Annotated in this window: 13 protein-coding genes; 7 read left to right on the forward strand and 6 right to left on the reverse strand. The window is 67.0% G+C overall.

Annotated features, from left to right (window positions below; translation table 11 throughout):
• Window positions 1-20: 20 nt before the first annotated feature.
• Window positions 21-2390 carry a heavy metal translocating P-type ATPase gene (locus ACZ5KW_RS09615; RefSeq protein ID WP_343777442.1) on the reverse strand — a complete coding sequence of 790 codons (2370 nt, stop codon included), beginning with the start codon at window positions 2388-2390 and terminating at the stop codon, window positions 21-23.
• Window positions 2391-2528: 138 nt separating this feature from the next.
• Here ACZ5KW_RS09615 and ACZ5KW_RS09620 point away from each other — a divergent pair, with 138 nt between their 5' ends.
• The 3 genes from ACZ5KW_RS09620 to ACZ5KW_RS09630 all read left to right on the forward strand — a co-directional run bounded on the left by ACZ5KW_RS09620 (window position 2529) and on the right by ACZ5KW_RS09630 (window position 4168).
• Window positions 2529-2891, forward strand: a complete 363-nt coding sequence (locus ACZ5KW_RS09620; RefSeq protein WP_343777441.1) for a DUF5518 domain-containing protein — start codon at window positions 2529-2531, stop codon at window positions 2889-2891.
• A gap of 529 nt (window positions 2892-3420) precedes the next feature.
• Window positions 3421-3690: a HalOD1 output domain-containing protein gene (locus ACZ5KW_RS09625; protein ID WP_209486728.1), complete on the forward strand. Its 270-nt coding sequence runs from the start codon at window positions 3421-3423 to the stop codon at window positions 3688-3690.
• Between the two features lie 298 nt (window positions 3691-3988).
• Window positions 3989-4168, forward strand: coding sequence for a hypothetical protein (locus ACZ5KW_RS09630; protein WP_464388566.1), 180 nt, complete (start codon window positions 3989-3991; stop codon window positions 4166-4168).
• 462 nt (window positions 4169-4630) lie between these two features.
• Here the strand turns inward: ACZ5KW_RS09630 and ACZ5KW_RS09635 are convergent, their stop codons facing one another.
• From ACZ5KW_RS09635 to ACZ5KW_RS09645, 3 genes are all read right to left on the reverse strand, one after another.
• On the reverse strand, window positions 4631-5278 hold the full coding sequence (locus ACZ5KW_RS09635) for a DUF389 domain-containing protein (RefSeq protein WP_343777438.1): 648 nt from the start codon (window positions 5276-5278) through the stop codon (window positions 4631-4633).
• 553 nt (window positions 5279-5831) lie between these two features.
• Window positions 5832-6305, reverse strand: coding sequence for a redoxin domain-containing protein (locus ACZ5KW_RS09640; protein ID WP_343777437.1), 474 nt, complete (start codon window positions 6303-6305; stop codon window positions 5832-5834).
• Between the two features lie 145 nt (window positions 6306-6450).
• The gene (locus tag ACZ5KW_RS09645) at window positions 6451-6954 is read right to left on the reverse strand and encodes a DUF367 family protein (protein ID WP_343777436.1); all 504 of its coding nucleotides are present in this window, start codon (window positions 6952-6954) and stop codon (window positions 6451-6453) included.
• Window positions 6955-7393: 439 nt separating this feature from the next.
• Here ACZ5KW_RS09645 and ACZ5KW_RS09650 point away from each other — a divergent pair, with 439 nt between their 5' ends.
• The 3 genes from ACZ5KW_RS09650 (at window position 7394) to ACZ5KW_RS09660 (ending at window position 10960) form a co-directional block, all read left to right on the forward strand.
• A complete protein-coding gene (locus tag ACZ5KW_RS09650) occupies window positions 7394-8149 on the forward strand; it encodes a coenzyme F420-0:L-glutamate ligase (protein ID WP_343777434.1) in 756 nt (251 codons plus the stop codon).
• A 2-nt stretch (window positions 8150-8151) separates the two neighbouring features.
• Window positions 8152-9135 (forward strand): 5,10-methylenetetrahydromethanopterin reductase, encoded by a 984-nt coding sequence (locus tag ACZ5KW_RS09655; protein ID WP_343777432.1) that lies wholly within the window; start codon window positions 8152-8154, stop codon window positions 9133-9135.
• Between the two features lie 160 nt (window positions 9136-9295).
• A complete protein-coding gene (locus ACZ5KW_RS09660; RefSeq protein WP_343777621.1) occupies window positions 9296-10960 on the forward strand; it encodes a methyl-accepting chemotaxis protein in 1665 nt (554 codons plus the stop codon).
• Between the two features lie 71 nt (window positions 10961-11031).
• Here ACZ5KW_RS09660 and ACZ5KW_RS09665 read toward each other — a convergent pair whose 3' ends face one another.
• Both ACZ5KW_RS09665 and ACZ5KW_RS09670 read right to left on the reverse strand, forming a co-directional pair.
• Window positions 11032-11271, reverse strand: coding sequence for a hypothetical protein (locus ACZ5KW_RS09665; RefSeq protein WP_343777431.1), 240 nt, complete (start codon window positions 11269-11271; stop codon window positions 11032-11034).
• A gap of 128 nt (window positions 11272-11399) precedes the next feature.
• Window positions 11400-11957 (reverse strand): DoxX family protein, encoded by a 558-nt coding sequence (locus tag ACZ5KW_RS09670; protein ID WP_371153051.1) that lies wholly within the window; start codon window positions 11955-11957, stop codon window positions 11400-11402.
• Between the two features lie 116 nt (window positions 11958-12073).
• On the opposite strand from ACZ5KW_RS09670, the gene ACZ5KW_RS09675 reads away from it, so the two are divergent.
• Window positions 12074-13975, forward strand: coding sequence for a site-2 protease family protein (locus tag ACZ5KW_RS09675; protein ID WP_343777429.1), 1902 nt, complete (start codon window positions 12074-12076; stop codon window positions 13973-13975).
• Window positions 13976-14038: the final 63 nt, after the last annotated feature.

The following is a 14038-nucleotide window of genomic DNA, read 5'->3' on the forward strand; positions in this document are numbered from 1 at the left end:
CGTCGAGGTCGGCAACTCGGCTACGACTCGGTCCCGGGCGGCGCTTCCGACTGCGGCGGCTCCGCGGGCTCGACGCTCCCGAGTCGCAGCGCGTTGCCGGTGACGCCGAGGCTCATTCCCATGTCGCCGACGACCACCGCCATCGCGACGCTCACGTAGCCGAGCGGCGCGCCCGCCGCGAGGACGGCCTTCACGCCGAGCGACGCCCAGATGTTCGTCCGGATCGTCGCGTTCGCGCGGCCGGAGAGGTCGATCACGTACGGCAGTCGCGTGAGGTCGTCGGCCATCAGCGCCACGTCCGCCGTCTCGATGGCGGTGTCGGTGCCGGCGGCGCCCATCGCGATCCCCACGTCGGCGGCCGCGAGGGCGGGCGCGTCGTTGATCCCGTCGCCGACCATGGCCACGCCGCCGTCGGTCTCGCCCCCGATCTCGCGCACCGCTTCGACCTTCTCCTCGGGGAGCAACTCGGCGCGGACCTCGTCGACGCCGACCGACTCACCGATCGCCCGGGCGGTGCGCTCGTTGTCGCCGGTAAGCATCGCGACGCGCTCGATCCCGAGGTCGTGGAGCCGATCGACGACCCACGCCGCCTCCGGCCGGACCGTGTCCGCGACCGCGATGACGCCCTCCAGTTCCGACTCCGTCCCGACGAGCACGACCGTCTTCCCCGCCGCCTGAAGCTCGGGAATCGTCTCGCTCGCCAAGTCGAGGTACTGCCCGTGGTCGCAGGGTTCGGGCTCCACGGAGCCGTTCGACTCGCCGTCCCGCTCCCGAACGACACCGCCGTCCGAGCGGACGTGCGCGTGGCTCAGGTCGAAGCCGAGGTCGGCGAACAGCGACGGCTTGCCGGCGTAGTGGGTCTCGCCGTCGAGGTCGGCGCGGACGCCCTCGCCGGTCAGCGCCTCGAAGCCGGAGACTTCCGTCGGCTCCCGGTCGGTCGCCGCGTCCGCCTCTCCGCGCGCCACGATCGCTTCGCCGACCGGGTGTTCGCTCCGGCGCTCGATGGCGGTCGCACACGCCAGCACGTCGTCGGCGTCGCGGCCGCCGAGCGGGACCACGTCGGTGACTGACAGTTCGCCCGTCGTGAGCGTCCCGGTCTTGTCGAGCGCGACGGCGTCGACGTCGCCCGCCGTCTCCAGGTGTTCGCCGCCCTTGATCAGGACGCCGTTTCGCGCGGCCGCGGTCACGCCCGAGACGACGCTGACGGGCGTCGAGATGACGAAGGCGCACGGACACGCGATCACGAGGAGCGTGAGCCCGCGGACGAACCAGGTCTCGGCGCCTCCGCCGACGAGGACCGGCCCGAGCGTCGCGGTGGCGATCGCGGCGACCACGACGATCGGGGTGTAGACGCCGGCGAAGCGGTCGACGAAGCGCTCGGCGCGCGTCTCCTCGCCGCCGGCGGCCTCGACGAGTTCGACGACCCGGGCGATGGTCGACTCCTCGGCTGGCGCCGTCGACTCGATTTCGAGGTAGCCGGCCTCGTTGATGGACCCCGCGTACACCTCGTCGCCGGGCTCCTTCTCCGCGGGGACGGACTCGCCGGTGATCGGCGACTCGTCGACCGCCCCGGACCCCTCGCGGACGATTCCGTCGAGGGGGACGCGCTCGCCGGGACGCACGGCCAGCCGCTCGCCCGTCGCGACGCTCGCGGCGGGGACCGTCTCCTCGACCCCGTCGCGGATCACGACCGCCTCGTCGGGGGACAGCTCCATCAGCTCGCGGAGGGAGGTGCGCGCCCGGTCGATCGAGTAGCGTTCGAGCAGCTCCGCGACCGAGAACAGCACCGCGAGCGTCGCCGCCTCGAAGGGGAGGTCCACGAGCAGCGCGGCGACGACGCCCACGCTCATCAGCAGGTCGATGTCGAGGCTCAGGCCCCGCAGCGAGTAGTAGCCGTTCCGGAGGATCGGCGGCCCGGCGGCCGCGATCGCGAGCAGGTACGCGACCGACGCGCCGGTCACGGCCCACGGCCCGAGGAAGCCGGCGCCGCCTAGCGTCCCGAACGTCGGGTCGAGTCCCGGCAGCAGCCACTCGAGCGCGAGCCCGACCGCGAGGAAGACGGCCCCGACCGCGGTCGCGATCGCTCGCGGGCTCGTGAACAGGTCGTCGGCGACGCCGTCGGACTCTGCGTCCGCGACCGCGTAGCCGGCGCCCTCGACGGCGGCCGTCAGCGTCTCGACGTCCGTCCGGTTCGGGTCGTAGGTGACGACCACGACGCCCGTGGTCGGGCGCGTGTCCACCGACAGGACGCCGTCGCGGTCGAGCGCGCCCTCGACTTTCCCCGCGCACGAGGAGCAGTCCATGTCAGGCACCGACAGCCGGAGCTGTGCGCCCCCGGAGTCGTCGGTCGGTCCGCCGTCCGGACCGCTCGGCTCTCGTGAATCGCTCATTGGTTCTCCGTAGTCACCGCACCGTTATTAATTCGGCTACCATTCTACGGGCCTGTTATGTGAACAGTTATTAAAAATATATTCACAAATAACAAATAATCCCGCGAGTATTTATCCGCGGGTCAGTTACCGCGGCGCATGACAGACTGGCGCGCCGTCGGCTACGGATTCGTCGTGATGCTCATCGCCGGGGTGCTGGCGACGGCCGCCCCGGGCCTCGGCCACGCGGCCGCCGGACTCGTCGGCGGGTTCGTCGCCGGCTACGTCGCCGGGGGCGGACTGCTCTCCGGCTTCTGGCACGGACTGCTCGCGGGGTCAGTGAGCGGGGTCGTCGTCACGCTGTTGCTCGCCGCGTTCGGCGGGCTGCTCTCGCTCGCCGCCGGTCCGCTCGGGGGGCTGATCGGCGGCGCGGGCGTGTTCGTCGTCGGCCTGTTCCTCACGCTCCTGTTCGCTATCGACTCGGCGCTCGCGGGCGCCATCGGCGGCGTACTTGGCGAATAGTCGGGAGATTTTCCGGGCGGCGCGCGCCTCCGAGCGGTCGCCCCCGGCGGCCGCGAGGAGCGCGTGCGAGGGAGTCGCTGGCTCCCGGAGCATCGCGGAGGGCGCCAGCGACGAGGTTGGGGAGGCGTGAGGTGCGGGGCGGTGCCGTTTAGGGCGGGACTCGAAGCGGCGGCCGGGGCATCGGCAGTCTCGGTCACAGCGTCAGGGTCGTCGTAACGAGCGGCCGGTGGGTCGACGGTCGTGTCGGTCAGCAGTTTATAGAAATCAAAAAATCCAGTACTTGGTGCCATCCGATCAGGAGTCGCTCGTTTACTCTCGTCGGCTCTGTTGAAATCCTTAGCAGGTGATATGTTCTTGGAGCCGTGCTGAGTACAGGGCGCGTATCTGGCACTGATGGTATTTTGATCGGCAGGAGTCGTAATCGCTGATACAGCGACCTCAGAGGCCTGTATGAATTGGCGACTACAAGTACCTATCTGGACATATCTTGGTAACAAAGTGCTTTCCTTCGGCTTTCCAGTATGTATACATGAGGAACACCCAAGAGTTCTACTACGAGCCCGACGAGACCGAACAGCTCAGCACAGCCGTCGTCACGGCGGTCGCTCAAGCGCACGATGAGGATGTGCTTGAACAAGAATGGCTCATCAGTGACGACATCAACACGGACGCCCTCGATGGCCTCTTTCAGGAACGGAATCTCGATATGACCATCCAGTTCGAGGCCGACGGGACGACCGCGACGATCATCGCCGACAGAGATGGAAACCCCCGCATCAAAATCGAATCACACCGCTAAGTTACACGCTCCGCGAAGAGTTGGTTCAGCGGGTTTGGTGCGAAACAACGACGGTCTTTGTGCTGTACTCATCCTTTGAGTCTTGCACTTCGGTTCTGACAGAGAACAGAGAGCTCGTCTGAGAGCTGCTGAATACAGGGCGCATATTGGTCAGCCGAAGCAGACTGGAGCACGGGTTGCGATTCGGTCAATATAGCGGATTTACCTGAGCAGTGTTGGTGTCTGATTCTTTGTCTATTCTACCGCTATTATAGTTATATCGCAAGAATATAGTGAAACGGGAATGATCTAATCTGATATGGTTTCCCGCAAAAATAAAATTGTGTTTATATGTGCTGTTATAGGAATTATCCTTGCCGTATTTGCTGATGATGGGTTAGATGCCCCGTTACTTGTGTCGACGAGTGTCTTAGTACTTATCGCAGCAGTTCTCCCGATGGTTATCAACAATTACATTGAGAGTACGGAGAGCACTTGAGAATACACGATATCTCAGGAGAAAACCATGAATCCTTTTCGAATGCAGACTCTCAGACTACTGCTCATTTCGCACACCCAGTTAGTAGCCGATTCATTCGAGAGAGTCGGGAGTGAAGATGAGAGCCGTGCTGACTTTACGCTCTGTAGCTCGCACACGGTTTCTGACACGATGTGAACAGGTTGGTGCGCTACTCGATATGTGAGTCCCCTATACTGAGCGATTGGTATTTGCCGAAGATTAGCCTCGGTTCACACCCCCATTCGCGCCCTGTTTCTATCAACGCGCTTGTAATCTCCTCAGTTTCTGTCAGTAACGACGTGCGAGATACAGAGCGCGTATCTCGCAAGAGATGGTCTACCGCTTGCTACCGAAATCGCTCAGCACAGCGGATGAGTTTCCAAGAGGAGTTCGTTCGATTCGGCATGGACGAGTGAAACAGGCGAGAGATACGTTGCATGCCTATTTGCCTGTGTCCGATTTCCGATCGCCACGGGCGCCGAGCCAGAGTGTCACCGTCCCAGTTATGACAACCATGCCTGCATTGAGGCCGAGTAAGAGCAGGCCGCCACTGGCCTTAACAGGTGCTCGTGACAGCAATGTTATTCCCCCAGCAGCAGCGGCCGGAACGAGTGCGAGGGCAGCGACGACGCCGACGAGCGTGTCTTGCCGTTCTTTGTCGGTCGTTACACCCGCTGCGATACCCGCTGCGGCAGCAGCAACGACGCTGTACCAGCCGGCTGTAATGCGCTCCTCAAGTAGTGGTTTCTCAATGAGGTTCTCCGCAGGTGGGAGAACGCCTGTCATGTTCAGTGCCAACGTCGTCACGATAGCCCCCACAGTCGCAGCCAACAGACCGACGAACGCGACCCAAGTCCCAAATCCGGCTCGTTTCCACCGGTTGGCAGCAATGCCAGCAGAAACGAGTTCCAACGGCGTTAATGCCGGGGCAATGACCATCGCGCCAATGAGTATCGGAATCGAGTTGGTGAGCAGAGCCACGCCAGCAAGCACCCCGGACATCGACATCAAAACAAGATACGACGTATCAAGGGCGACCTGTTCGTACTTGTTCTCGCACTTTTCGGCAAGTGAGACTCTAGAAGACATTTCGAAGAAATGCGGGCGTGCCGGGTGAAACAATTGCGACGATGCGAGAGTGTCTACTAATCGAACTCCGTCCGTAGTATTCCACTCTTATGCCCCCCATCTACTCTCTGTACCGGTCACGCTGCTTTCGACAGAGAAACGATAGTCGAGAGCGCTTGTCCGAGATGGAGGGCGCGAATCTTGTGATCTAGATCGTGCTGGAATCATCAGTAATGATACCGCTTCGGTTTCAGTCTCCTTTCAATTCAGCCATACACTCGGCGCAAACTTTTATACCACCCTCCCCGGCAAAGTCTTCTTCGCCGTGATCGATTGAGTCGATCAGTTCTTTCGAGATAACATCTGGCGAGATGCTTTGGAGATCGTCCGCATCACAGTCGCATCGAGCACATTCGGCCATGTAATGGAGTAACAGGGTCACGGGTTATTACTATTAGCCACGAATCATACCATCAACGCTGTAGCCTCTTCTTACGGATCTGCTGTATCCACCCTCTGTATCTCGCAAGCCGATCCTATCAGATACTAAGGATTTCAATAGGGGCTTCTCGTTTTAAGCGCTTTCGACCGCGTCGAGGACCGCTTCGTAGTCGGGCTCGTTCGTGGGGTCGTCGGCGACCCAACTGTAGACGACCGCGCCGTCGTCGTCGACCACGAACACGGCGCGGTTCGCGATGCCGTGGAGACCGAGGTCGGCGATGTCCATTTCGAGGCCGTACGCCCGGATCGCGTCGCCGCCCATGTCGCTCACGAGGTTGAACTCGATCCCGTGCTCCTCGCGGAACGCGCCGAGCGAGAACGGCGAGTCGGCGCTGATCCCGAACAGGGTCGCACCGGCGTCGTCGAACGCGGCGGCGCGCTCCTGGAACGCGATCATCTCGTTCGTACACGGCGGCGTGAACGCGCCGGGGAAGAACGCGAGCACGACCGGGCCGTCCCCGACCTGCTCGTCGAGGTCGAACGGCTCGTGGTCGCTCGTGCCGACTGTCGCGGTGAACGTGGGTGCGGTGTCGCCTTCGGAAACCATCACTAAACGGTAGGGCCGAACGAGGCAAAAGACTTGCCGCGACCACGTTCGGTGCCGGTTTCTGCCGGCGGGCTCGGTAGCCCCGCCCGGCGGCGCCTCGCGGCACGCGCTCGACGCCGGGGTCGACCGCCGCGACGCTCGCGGGCTACTCTCGGTCGAGGTACTCCTGCTGGATCGCGACGATCTCAGAGGAGTCCTCGCAGTCGGCGTACCGGCGGAGCGGCTCCGCGTTGAGTTCGAGGAACGTCTCGCCCCACGTGAACTTCGAGAGGACGCGCTCGGCGTGGTCCCGCTCGCCGAGGATGACGAGCGCGGCGGCGAACGCCTCGACGGTCGTGAGCCGCATCGGGCGACCGAAATTTACGGGGTTGGCGGCGACGAGGTAGGGGAGCGCGCGGTGTTCGCCGGGGAGGCTGAACATCTTCTCGCCCGCCGACTCCCACGAGCAGTCGAGCGCGACCAGGGCGCTCTCCGCGGCGCGGTCGGCGTCGGCCGGCGAGAGGGCTCGGTCCGCGTGCGGGTTGAGAACGACGCCGTACGGCGTAGCGCGGTCGGAGCGGTGTAGCTCCGCGAGGTCGAAGCGCGCGAGCTTCCGGGCCGTACACTTGTCGGGGTCGTCGTCGCCCTCGTACCGGACGTGGAGGTCCACGGTACGCCATTGGCTGAGTCGGTTATAAGGTGTACGAACGGAGCCGGCGAAAAAACGGGCGGAGCCGCCGCGCGCGCCCGGTCACGGGGCGCGAGTCTGCGTCACGATCGGGTCGTCGTCGTCTCGCGACGGAACGCGCGTCCGCGTTCCGATGGGTGCCGATTCGTCTTCAGTCGGTGGTTCGCTCATTGCGAGTGCCGGTCAGTCATCAGCGCATATGAACCCTAGGCTAAAACAGTACGTATTCGGAGTAAATCCTAATATATGAACGGAAATTCGCGAACTGTTCCAGTGAGTGTACACTTATTATCTGCTATTACTGTTGGACGACGGATCCTGCGGCTGTCGTGCCGTCCAGGTAGCCCCGACGCGCGCCTCGATAGCGTCAAACCGGCCCGGTACCGGCGGGGTTTTTCATCGTCGCCGCGCAGTGATTAGTATGGAGTTGTTCGCCGTTCCGGACCTCCCGGAAATCAGGGACGGAGACGATCTGGCGGCCATGATCGACGAGCGCGTCGACCTCCGTGAGGACGACGTCGTCGTCGTCGCCAGCACCGTCGTCTCGAAGGCGGAGGGGCGCGTCTTCGACCTCGACGACTTCCCGCCCGGCCCCCGTGCGAACGAGGTCGCGGAGCGCCTCGCCGGGATCGCGGACGAGGAGAAGGACCCCCGGTTCGCGCAGGCCGTCATCGAGGAGTCGACGGAGCTGATCATGGAGGCGCCGTTCCTCCTCACGGCGACTCGCTTCGGTCACATCGGCGTCAACGCCGGTATCGACCGATCGAACGTCCCGGACGGCGACCTGCTGTTGCTCCCCGAACGCCCCTCGGAGAGCGCGGAGCGAATCCGCGAGGGAGTCGCGGCCGACCGCGTCGTCGTCAGCGACACCTGCGGCCGTCCGTTCAGGCACGGCCAGCGCGGCGTCGCGATCGGCTGGGCCGGCATGCCCGCCAGCCGCGACTGGCGCGGCGAGCGCGACCGCGACGGCCGCGAGATGGGCGTCACCGTCCAGAACGTGATCGACGAGCTCGCGTCGGCCGCCAACCTCGTCGCCGGCGAGGGAGCGGGCGGCACCCCCGTCGTCGTGGTCCGCGACTGGTCCTTCGGCGACCACGAGGGCTCGGACAACCACTTCCGCGAGGTCGACGGCGACTTCGTCCGACAGGCCCTGCGAGAGTGGGACTTTCAGGAGTAACCATGCTCGGAATCGAACTCACCCCGGAACACGATCTGCACCGCCTCGTCGACCTCGGCGTCCGCGCCGAGGAGGCCGGCTACGACACCGTCTACTCGACGTGTCACTACAACAACCGCGACCCGTGGGCGTTCCTCTCCCGGCTCGCGACCGCGACCGACTCGATCCGGCTCGGCCCGGGCGTCGCCAACCCCTACGAGACCCACCCCGTGACGCTCGCCTCGAAGGTCGCGACCCTCGACGAGCTGTCGGAAGGACGCGCCGTCTTCGGGCTCGGCCCGGGCGACCCCTCGACGCTGGCGAACCTCGGCCTCGCCGACGAGCGCGGGCTCCGGCCCGTGCTGGAGGCGTTCAAGACCGCACAGCGGCTGTGGGCCGGCGAGCGCGTCGACCACGAGGGCGCCTTCGACGCCACCGACGCCGGCCTCAACTACGAGCCGCCGCAGGGCGCCTCGATCCCGGTCCACGTCGGCGGCGAGGGCCCGCACATGTGCCGGATGGCCGCGAAACACGCGGACGGGCTCCTGTACAACGGCTCGCACCCGAAAGACCTCGAGTGGGCCCGCGAACAGGTCGACGACGGCCTCGACGACCGCCCGGACCACCGGGGCGAGTTCGACCTGATCGCCTACGCGGCGGTGTCGGTCGCCGACGACGAGGCGGCCGCCCGCGAGGCCGCCCGGCCGCCGGTCGCGTTCATCACCGCGGGCGCGGCGCCGCCCGTCCTGAAGCGACACGGGATCGATCCCGACGCGGCCGAAGCGATCGGCGAGTCGGTCTCGGCGGGCGAGTTCAGCGACGCCTTCGAGCGCGTGACGCCGGCGATGATCGACGCCTTCTGTATGGCCGGCACCCAAGAGGCCGTCCGCGAGCGCGCCGCCGCCGTCGCCGAGCACGCCGACGGGCTCGTCGTCGGCTCGCCGCTCGGACCCGACCTCGAAGCCGCCGTCGACCTCGCGGCCGAGGCGGTCGGCGACGCCTTCTGATCCCGTCGGTCGGGTTTTCACGGTCCGGGAATCGAGAATCGATCGTGATAGCGGCGACCGGGGTTTCATAACCCGCTCCGGTCGAGACCCGGACATGTCCACGACACGACAGCGCCGTCCGGGGATACGCGGACGGTACGACGCCCTCCTCTGGCGGACGATGGACGCACTCGGCGTCACCGAGTCGATCGAGCGGAAAGTCGTCACGGCGGTCGGGATCCAGTTCCTCGTCACCGTCGGTATCTTCCTCACCCAGTTCCTCGTCTCCGGAACCGCCGCCTACGTCGTCTCCGGGGCCCTGTTTCTCGGCGCCGTCGTCGCCATCTACAACACCTTGCTCATCGTCCGCCGTGACTTCGTCGCCCCGATACAGGCGTTAGAGAGAGAGACGGAGGCGATCGCGGCGGGTGAGATCGATCGAACCGGTCGGTCGTCCGCCGACGCGGACGCGCTCGACCCGACCCAGCCAGACGAGATCGGAAGCCTCGTCGGCGCGTTCGACGAGGTCCACGGCTACCTCTCCACCGTCTCGGCGCAGGCGGAGGCGCTCGCGGCACAGGAGTTCGACGACCCGGCGCTCGACGAGGACGTCCCCGGGTCCTTCGGCGAGTCGCTCGACGAGATGGCCGAGAACCTCGCCGCCTACACCACCGAACTGGAGTCGCTCGTCGACGCCTTCGCCGACGCCGCCGAGCGCGCGCAAGGCGGCGACCTGACGGCGACGATCGATGACGAGGCGCTGGCGACCGACGAGGAGCGGTACGCCGAACTCGTCGCCAACTACAACCGACTCGTCGAGACGCTCGGCGAGACGCTCGCCGATGTCGGCGCGTTCACGGCCGACGTGGCCGGCACCGCGAACGACGTGCGCGCGAGCATGGACGAGGTCGACGACGCGAGCGGAGAGGTCGCGGCGTCCGTTCAGGAGATATCGGACGGCGCTGCCGAACAGACTGACGAACTGGAGGCGATCGCCGGCGAGATGAACACGCTCTCGGCGACGGTCGAGGAGATCGCGGCCTCCGCCGACGACGCGGCCGAGACCGCCCGCGACGCGGCCGAACGCGGCCGGTCCGGACGCGAGGAGGCCGCCGAGGCGATCGCGGAGCTCGAGACGCTCGAGACGCGGATCGCGGAGACGGCGGCCGCGGTGACGGACCTCGCGGAGCGCGTCGGCGAGATCGACGAGATCGCGGCCGTGATCGACGAGGTGGCCGAGGAGACCAACCTGCTCGCCCTGAACGCGTCCATCGAGGCCGCGCGTGCGGACGGCTCCGGCGACGGGTTCGCCGTCGTCGCCGACGAGGTGAAGTCGCTGGCCGAGGAGACGCGCGAGTCCGCGGCGGAGATATCCGGCCGCATCGAGGAGGTTCAGGCGGCCTCGGCCGAGACCGCGGCCGACGCCGAGGCGATGGAGGCGCAGGTCGCCGAGGGCGTCGAGACGATCGAGTCGACGCTGCGGGAGTTCGAGGGGGTCGTCGAGGACGTGACGACCGTCGACGAGACCGTCCAAGAGATCAGCGACGCGACCGACGATCAGGCGCGTACGACCCAGGAAGTCGTCGACATGGTCGACGAGGTCGCGTCGGTGAGCAGACAGACCGCCACCGAGTCGGAGACCGTCGCTGCCGCGGCCGAGGAACAGACCGCGACCGTCTCCGAGGTGACGGAGCAGGCTCACATCCTCTCGGAACAGTCGGACGAGCTATCGGCGCGGCTGAACGAGTTCGAGGTGCCGGACGAGGGCGGAGAGCGCGCGGACGGCACTACCGCCCCGGCGACCGGTGCCAGCGCGCGGTCGGCGACTGGCGCCGACGACGACTGAGAGCGGTTCGTCGAACGGTTGGATCGTGCGTCGAACGGCCGAAGGCCTCTTCGAACGGCCGGGCAGTTTCGCTACTCCGAGCGGCCGCGACCGCCGAGCGAGGGGAGCGTAACGCCGATTTCGTTGAAGAGCGCGCCGACTGCCGCGTAGCCCAGCACGGCGACGGCGCTGACGAGCAGCACCTGTCCGACGACGACGAGCAGGGCCGACAGCGGGTCGCCCGCGCCGAGGATGAGGTCGTTCAGGAAGATGTCGAGGAACCGGCCGATGTCGCCGACGAGCCGAGCGACGAAGTCGATGAGCGCGATCATACGCCACGATTGGACCGGGGATACTTGGGTGTTGAGTTCGCGGTCGGCACCTCGGCCGCGGGAACCGCCGTGAGAGCGTCAACATTGGGACGACCCTTGCGGCTCGATCGGCCGTTCGCGGTGAGCCGTCAGTCCGCGGGCCGTTCGCCGGCTTCGGGTTCTCCTGCCCGTCGCTCGCCCGAACCGGTGTACCGCAGGGCCCAGGCGATCAGGACTCCCTGGAACGGGAGCCTGACCCACGCCGCGAGCCGCGCCACGCCCGCGAACCGGTCCGAGACGAGGTCGTCTAACACGTCGCCGCGAGCGAGGTGGACGTTGGCCGGGAACACGGCCACCAGGAGGGCCGCGATCCCCCACGCCGACGGGCGCCGCGTCCGTCGCAGCGAGACGCCGATCCCGAGGAGTATCTCGGCGATTCCGGAGAGGTACACGAGCGCGACCGGCCGCGGGAACGACGGCGGGATCGCGGCGGCGAAGCGCTTCGGCGCGAGGAAGTGCGCGATCCCGGCGACGACGTACGTCGCGCCCATGAGCGGCGCGAGCGACCGCCCGGAGCCGCCGGGCTCGTCGACTTCGCCGGCCCCGGTGACCCCGTCTGTGTTGTCGGACTCGTCGGAGTCCGACGGATCGCTCGGCGGCTGTGCGGTCGACGCGTCCTCGGAGGGCGGCTCCCGTCGATCGGTCATCGCTTCGACCGACGCTCCGGACACGTATCAGTCCTCCCCGGCGCACGGCCGCGACACGCCCTCCGAGGTTTCGGGAACCGAACCCCTTAGGCACGGCCGAGCGTAACGGGGACGTAATGAACACGTTGTTCTGGGTGCTAACTGGGATCCTCGCGTACTCCGGAGTCGCGATGTGGCTGCGGAACAGGGGGATCCTCCCGGACGCGGTCAAGGTATCGGGGCCGGTGTTGACCCTCCGGACCCTCCGCGGTCGCGCCTTCCTCGGTCGGCTCGCGGCGCCGAAGCGGTTCTGGCGTGCGGTCGCTAACCTCGGACTCGGCGGGGCCCTGGTGGCGATGGTCGGATCGTTCGTACTCATCATCTCGTCGGCGCTGTCGGCGTTCACGAACGCCCAGCCCTCCGCGATCCAGCAGCCGCAGAACTTCCTCATCATCCCCGGCGTCAACGACTTCCTCCCGCTGTCGGTCGCCCCCGAGATCATCGCCGGGCTCGCGGTGGCGATGGTGATCCACGAGGGAGCCCACGGGCTCCTCTGCCGGGTCGAGAACATCGACATCGAGTCGATGGGGCTCGTCTTCTTCGCTTTGCTCCCCGTGGGCGCCTTCGTCGAGCCCGACGAGGAGGCGACGCAGGAGGCCTCTCGCGGCGCCCGCGCCCGGATGTTCGCGGCCGGCGTCACCGCGAACACCCTGCTCACGGTCGTCGTCTTCGCGCTCCTGTTCGGTCCCGTCGTCGGGGCCATCTCACCCGCGCCGGGCTACGCGGTCGGCGAAGTGAATCCCGCCTCGCCGGCGGCCGCGGCCGACATCTCGCAGGGCGATCGGGTCGTCGAGGTGGCGGGGACGCCGGTCGAGACGGCGGACGCGTTCGAGACGGCGATCGCCGACGCCGGGGAGTCGGTCGCGCTCACGGTCGACGACGGCGACGCCCGCTCGACCGTGACGGTCGATCGCGAGCTACAGGTCGTCGGGTCCGCCGGCGGCAACCCCCTCGGCGTGACGATCGCGGGGTCGCCCGTGACGATCGCGGCCGTGAACGGCGAGCCGGTCGCCACCGAGTCGGCGTTCTTCGACGCGGTCGGCGACGACGAGCGCGCGGCCGTGACGGTGACCGGCAACGAGAGCGTCCTCGAATCGGTGCGGGACGCGCCCGGCGCGGAGAACGCCTCGGGCGTCGAAACGGCCGGCGGCGAGGCCGCGGTCACCGTCCCCGACGTGGTCGTCGGCGCGTACGTCGTCGGCGTTCAGGAGGGCGGCCCGCTCCACGCCGAGGGCGCGGCCCTCGGCGAGCCGCTGACGATCGTCTCGGTCGACGGCGAGCGCGTCGTCGACAACGAGGCGCTCTCGGCCGTCCTCGGCGAGCGCGAGCCGGACGAGACCGTCCCCGTCACGGTGTACGACGCGGACGGCGAGCGCGAGACGTACGACGTCGAACTCGACGCGCACCCGACCCGCGACGGCGGGTTCATCGGGGTCAGCGTCTTCCCCGGAACGAGCGGACTCGCGCTCGACGACGTGGGCCTCACCCAGTACCCGGCGGGCACGTACCTCGAACTGCTCGGCGGCGAGGGCGGCGAGGCGGCCGAGAGCGGCCTCCCGGTCGGCGGCGTCATCGACTCGCCCCTCGGGCTCGTCTTCGTCGCGCTGATCCTCCCGCTCGGCAGCCTGTTCGGGCTCCCGTTCAACTTCGCGGGCTTCACCGGCAACGTGACCAACTTCTTCGTCGTCGAGGGACCGCTCGCGGTGCTCGGCGGCGGGACGTTCCTGCTCGCCAACCTCCTCTTCTGGACGGGGTGGATCAACATCCAGCTGGCGCTTTTCAACTGCCTCCCGGCGTTCCCGCTCGACGGCGGCCGCATCCTCCGGATGGTCGCCGAGGCGGTGATCAGCCGCGTCCCGATCGACGACCGGCACGCCGCGGTTCGGACGATCACGGTTTCCTCCGGGCTCGTGATGTTGGCCGGACTGATCGCAATGATCTTCGGGAACCAGATCCTCTCCGCGCTCGGGCTGATCTGAGCCGCGTTCGGAGTTCGCCGGACGCGCCCCGCCGCGCGGATCCGAGGGAAACGGGTTTCCCCG

The sequence above is a fragment of the Halorubrum ejinorense genome (assembly GCF_055389685.1).

Coding starts and splice junctions, on each gene's coding strand:
- ACZ5KW_RS09615 (WP_343777442.1), bottom strand. CDS start 2,390: ATGAGCGATTCACGAGAGCCGAGCGGTCCGGACGGCGGACCGACCGAC.
- ACZ5KW_RS09620 (WP_343777441.1), top strand. CDS start 2,529: ATGACAGACTGGCGCGCCGTCGGCTACGGATTCGTCGTGATGCTCATC.
- ACZ5KW_RS09625 (WP_209486728.1), top strand. CDS start 3,421: ATGAGGAACACCCAAGAGTTCTACTACGAGCCCGACGAGACCGAACAG.
- ACZ5KW_RS09630 (WP_464388566.1), top strand. CDS start 3,989: ATGGTTTCCCGCAAAAATAAAATTGTGTTTATATGTGCTGTTATAGGA.
- ACZ5KW_RS09635 (WP_343777438.1), bottom strand. CDS start 5,278: ATGTCTTCTAGAGTCTCACTTGCCGAAAAGTGCGAGAACAAGTACGAA.
- ACZ5KW_RS09640 (WP_343777437.1), bottom strand. CDS start 6,305: ATGGTTTCCGAAGGCGACACCGCACCCACGTTCACCGCGACAGTCGGC.
- ACZ5KW_RS09650 (WP_343777434.1), top strand. CDS start 7,394: ATGGAGTTGTTCGCCGTTCCGGACCTCCCGGAAATCAGGGACGGAGAC.
- ACZ5KW_RS09655 (WP_343777432.1), top strand. CDS start 8,152: ATGCTCGGAATCGAACTCACCCCGGAACACGATCTGCACCGCCTCGTC.
- ACZ5KW_RS09660 (WP_343777621.1), top strand. CDS start 9,296: ATGGACGCACTCGGCGTCACCGAGTCGATCGAGCGGAAAGTCGTCACG.
- ACZ5KW_RS09665 (WP_343777431.1), bottom strand. CDS start 11,271: ATGATCGCGCTCATCGACTTCGTCGCTCGGCTCGTCGGCGACATCGGC.
- ACZ5KW_RS09670 (WP_371153051.1), bottom strand. CDS start 11,957: ATGACCGATCGACGGGAGCCGCCCTCCGAGGACGCGTCGACCGCACAG.
- ACZ5KW_RS09675 (WP_343777429.1), top strand. CDS start 12,074: ATGAACACGTTGTTCTGGGTGCTAACTGGGATCCTCGCGTACTCCGGA.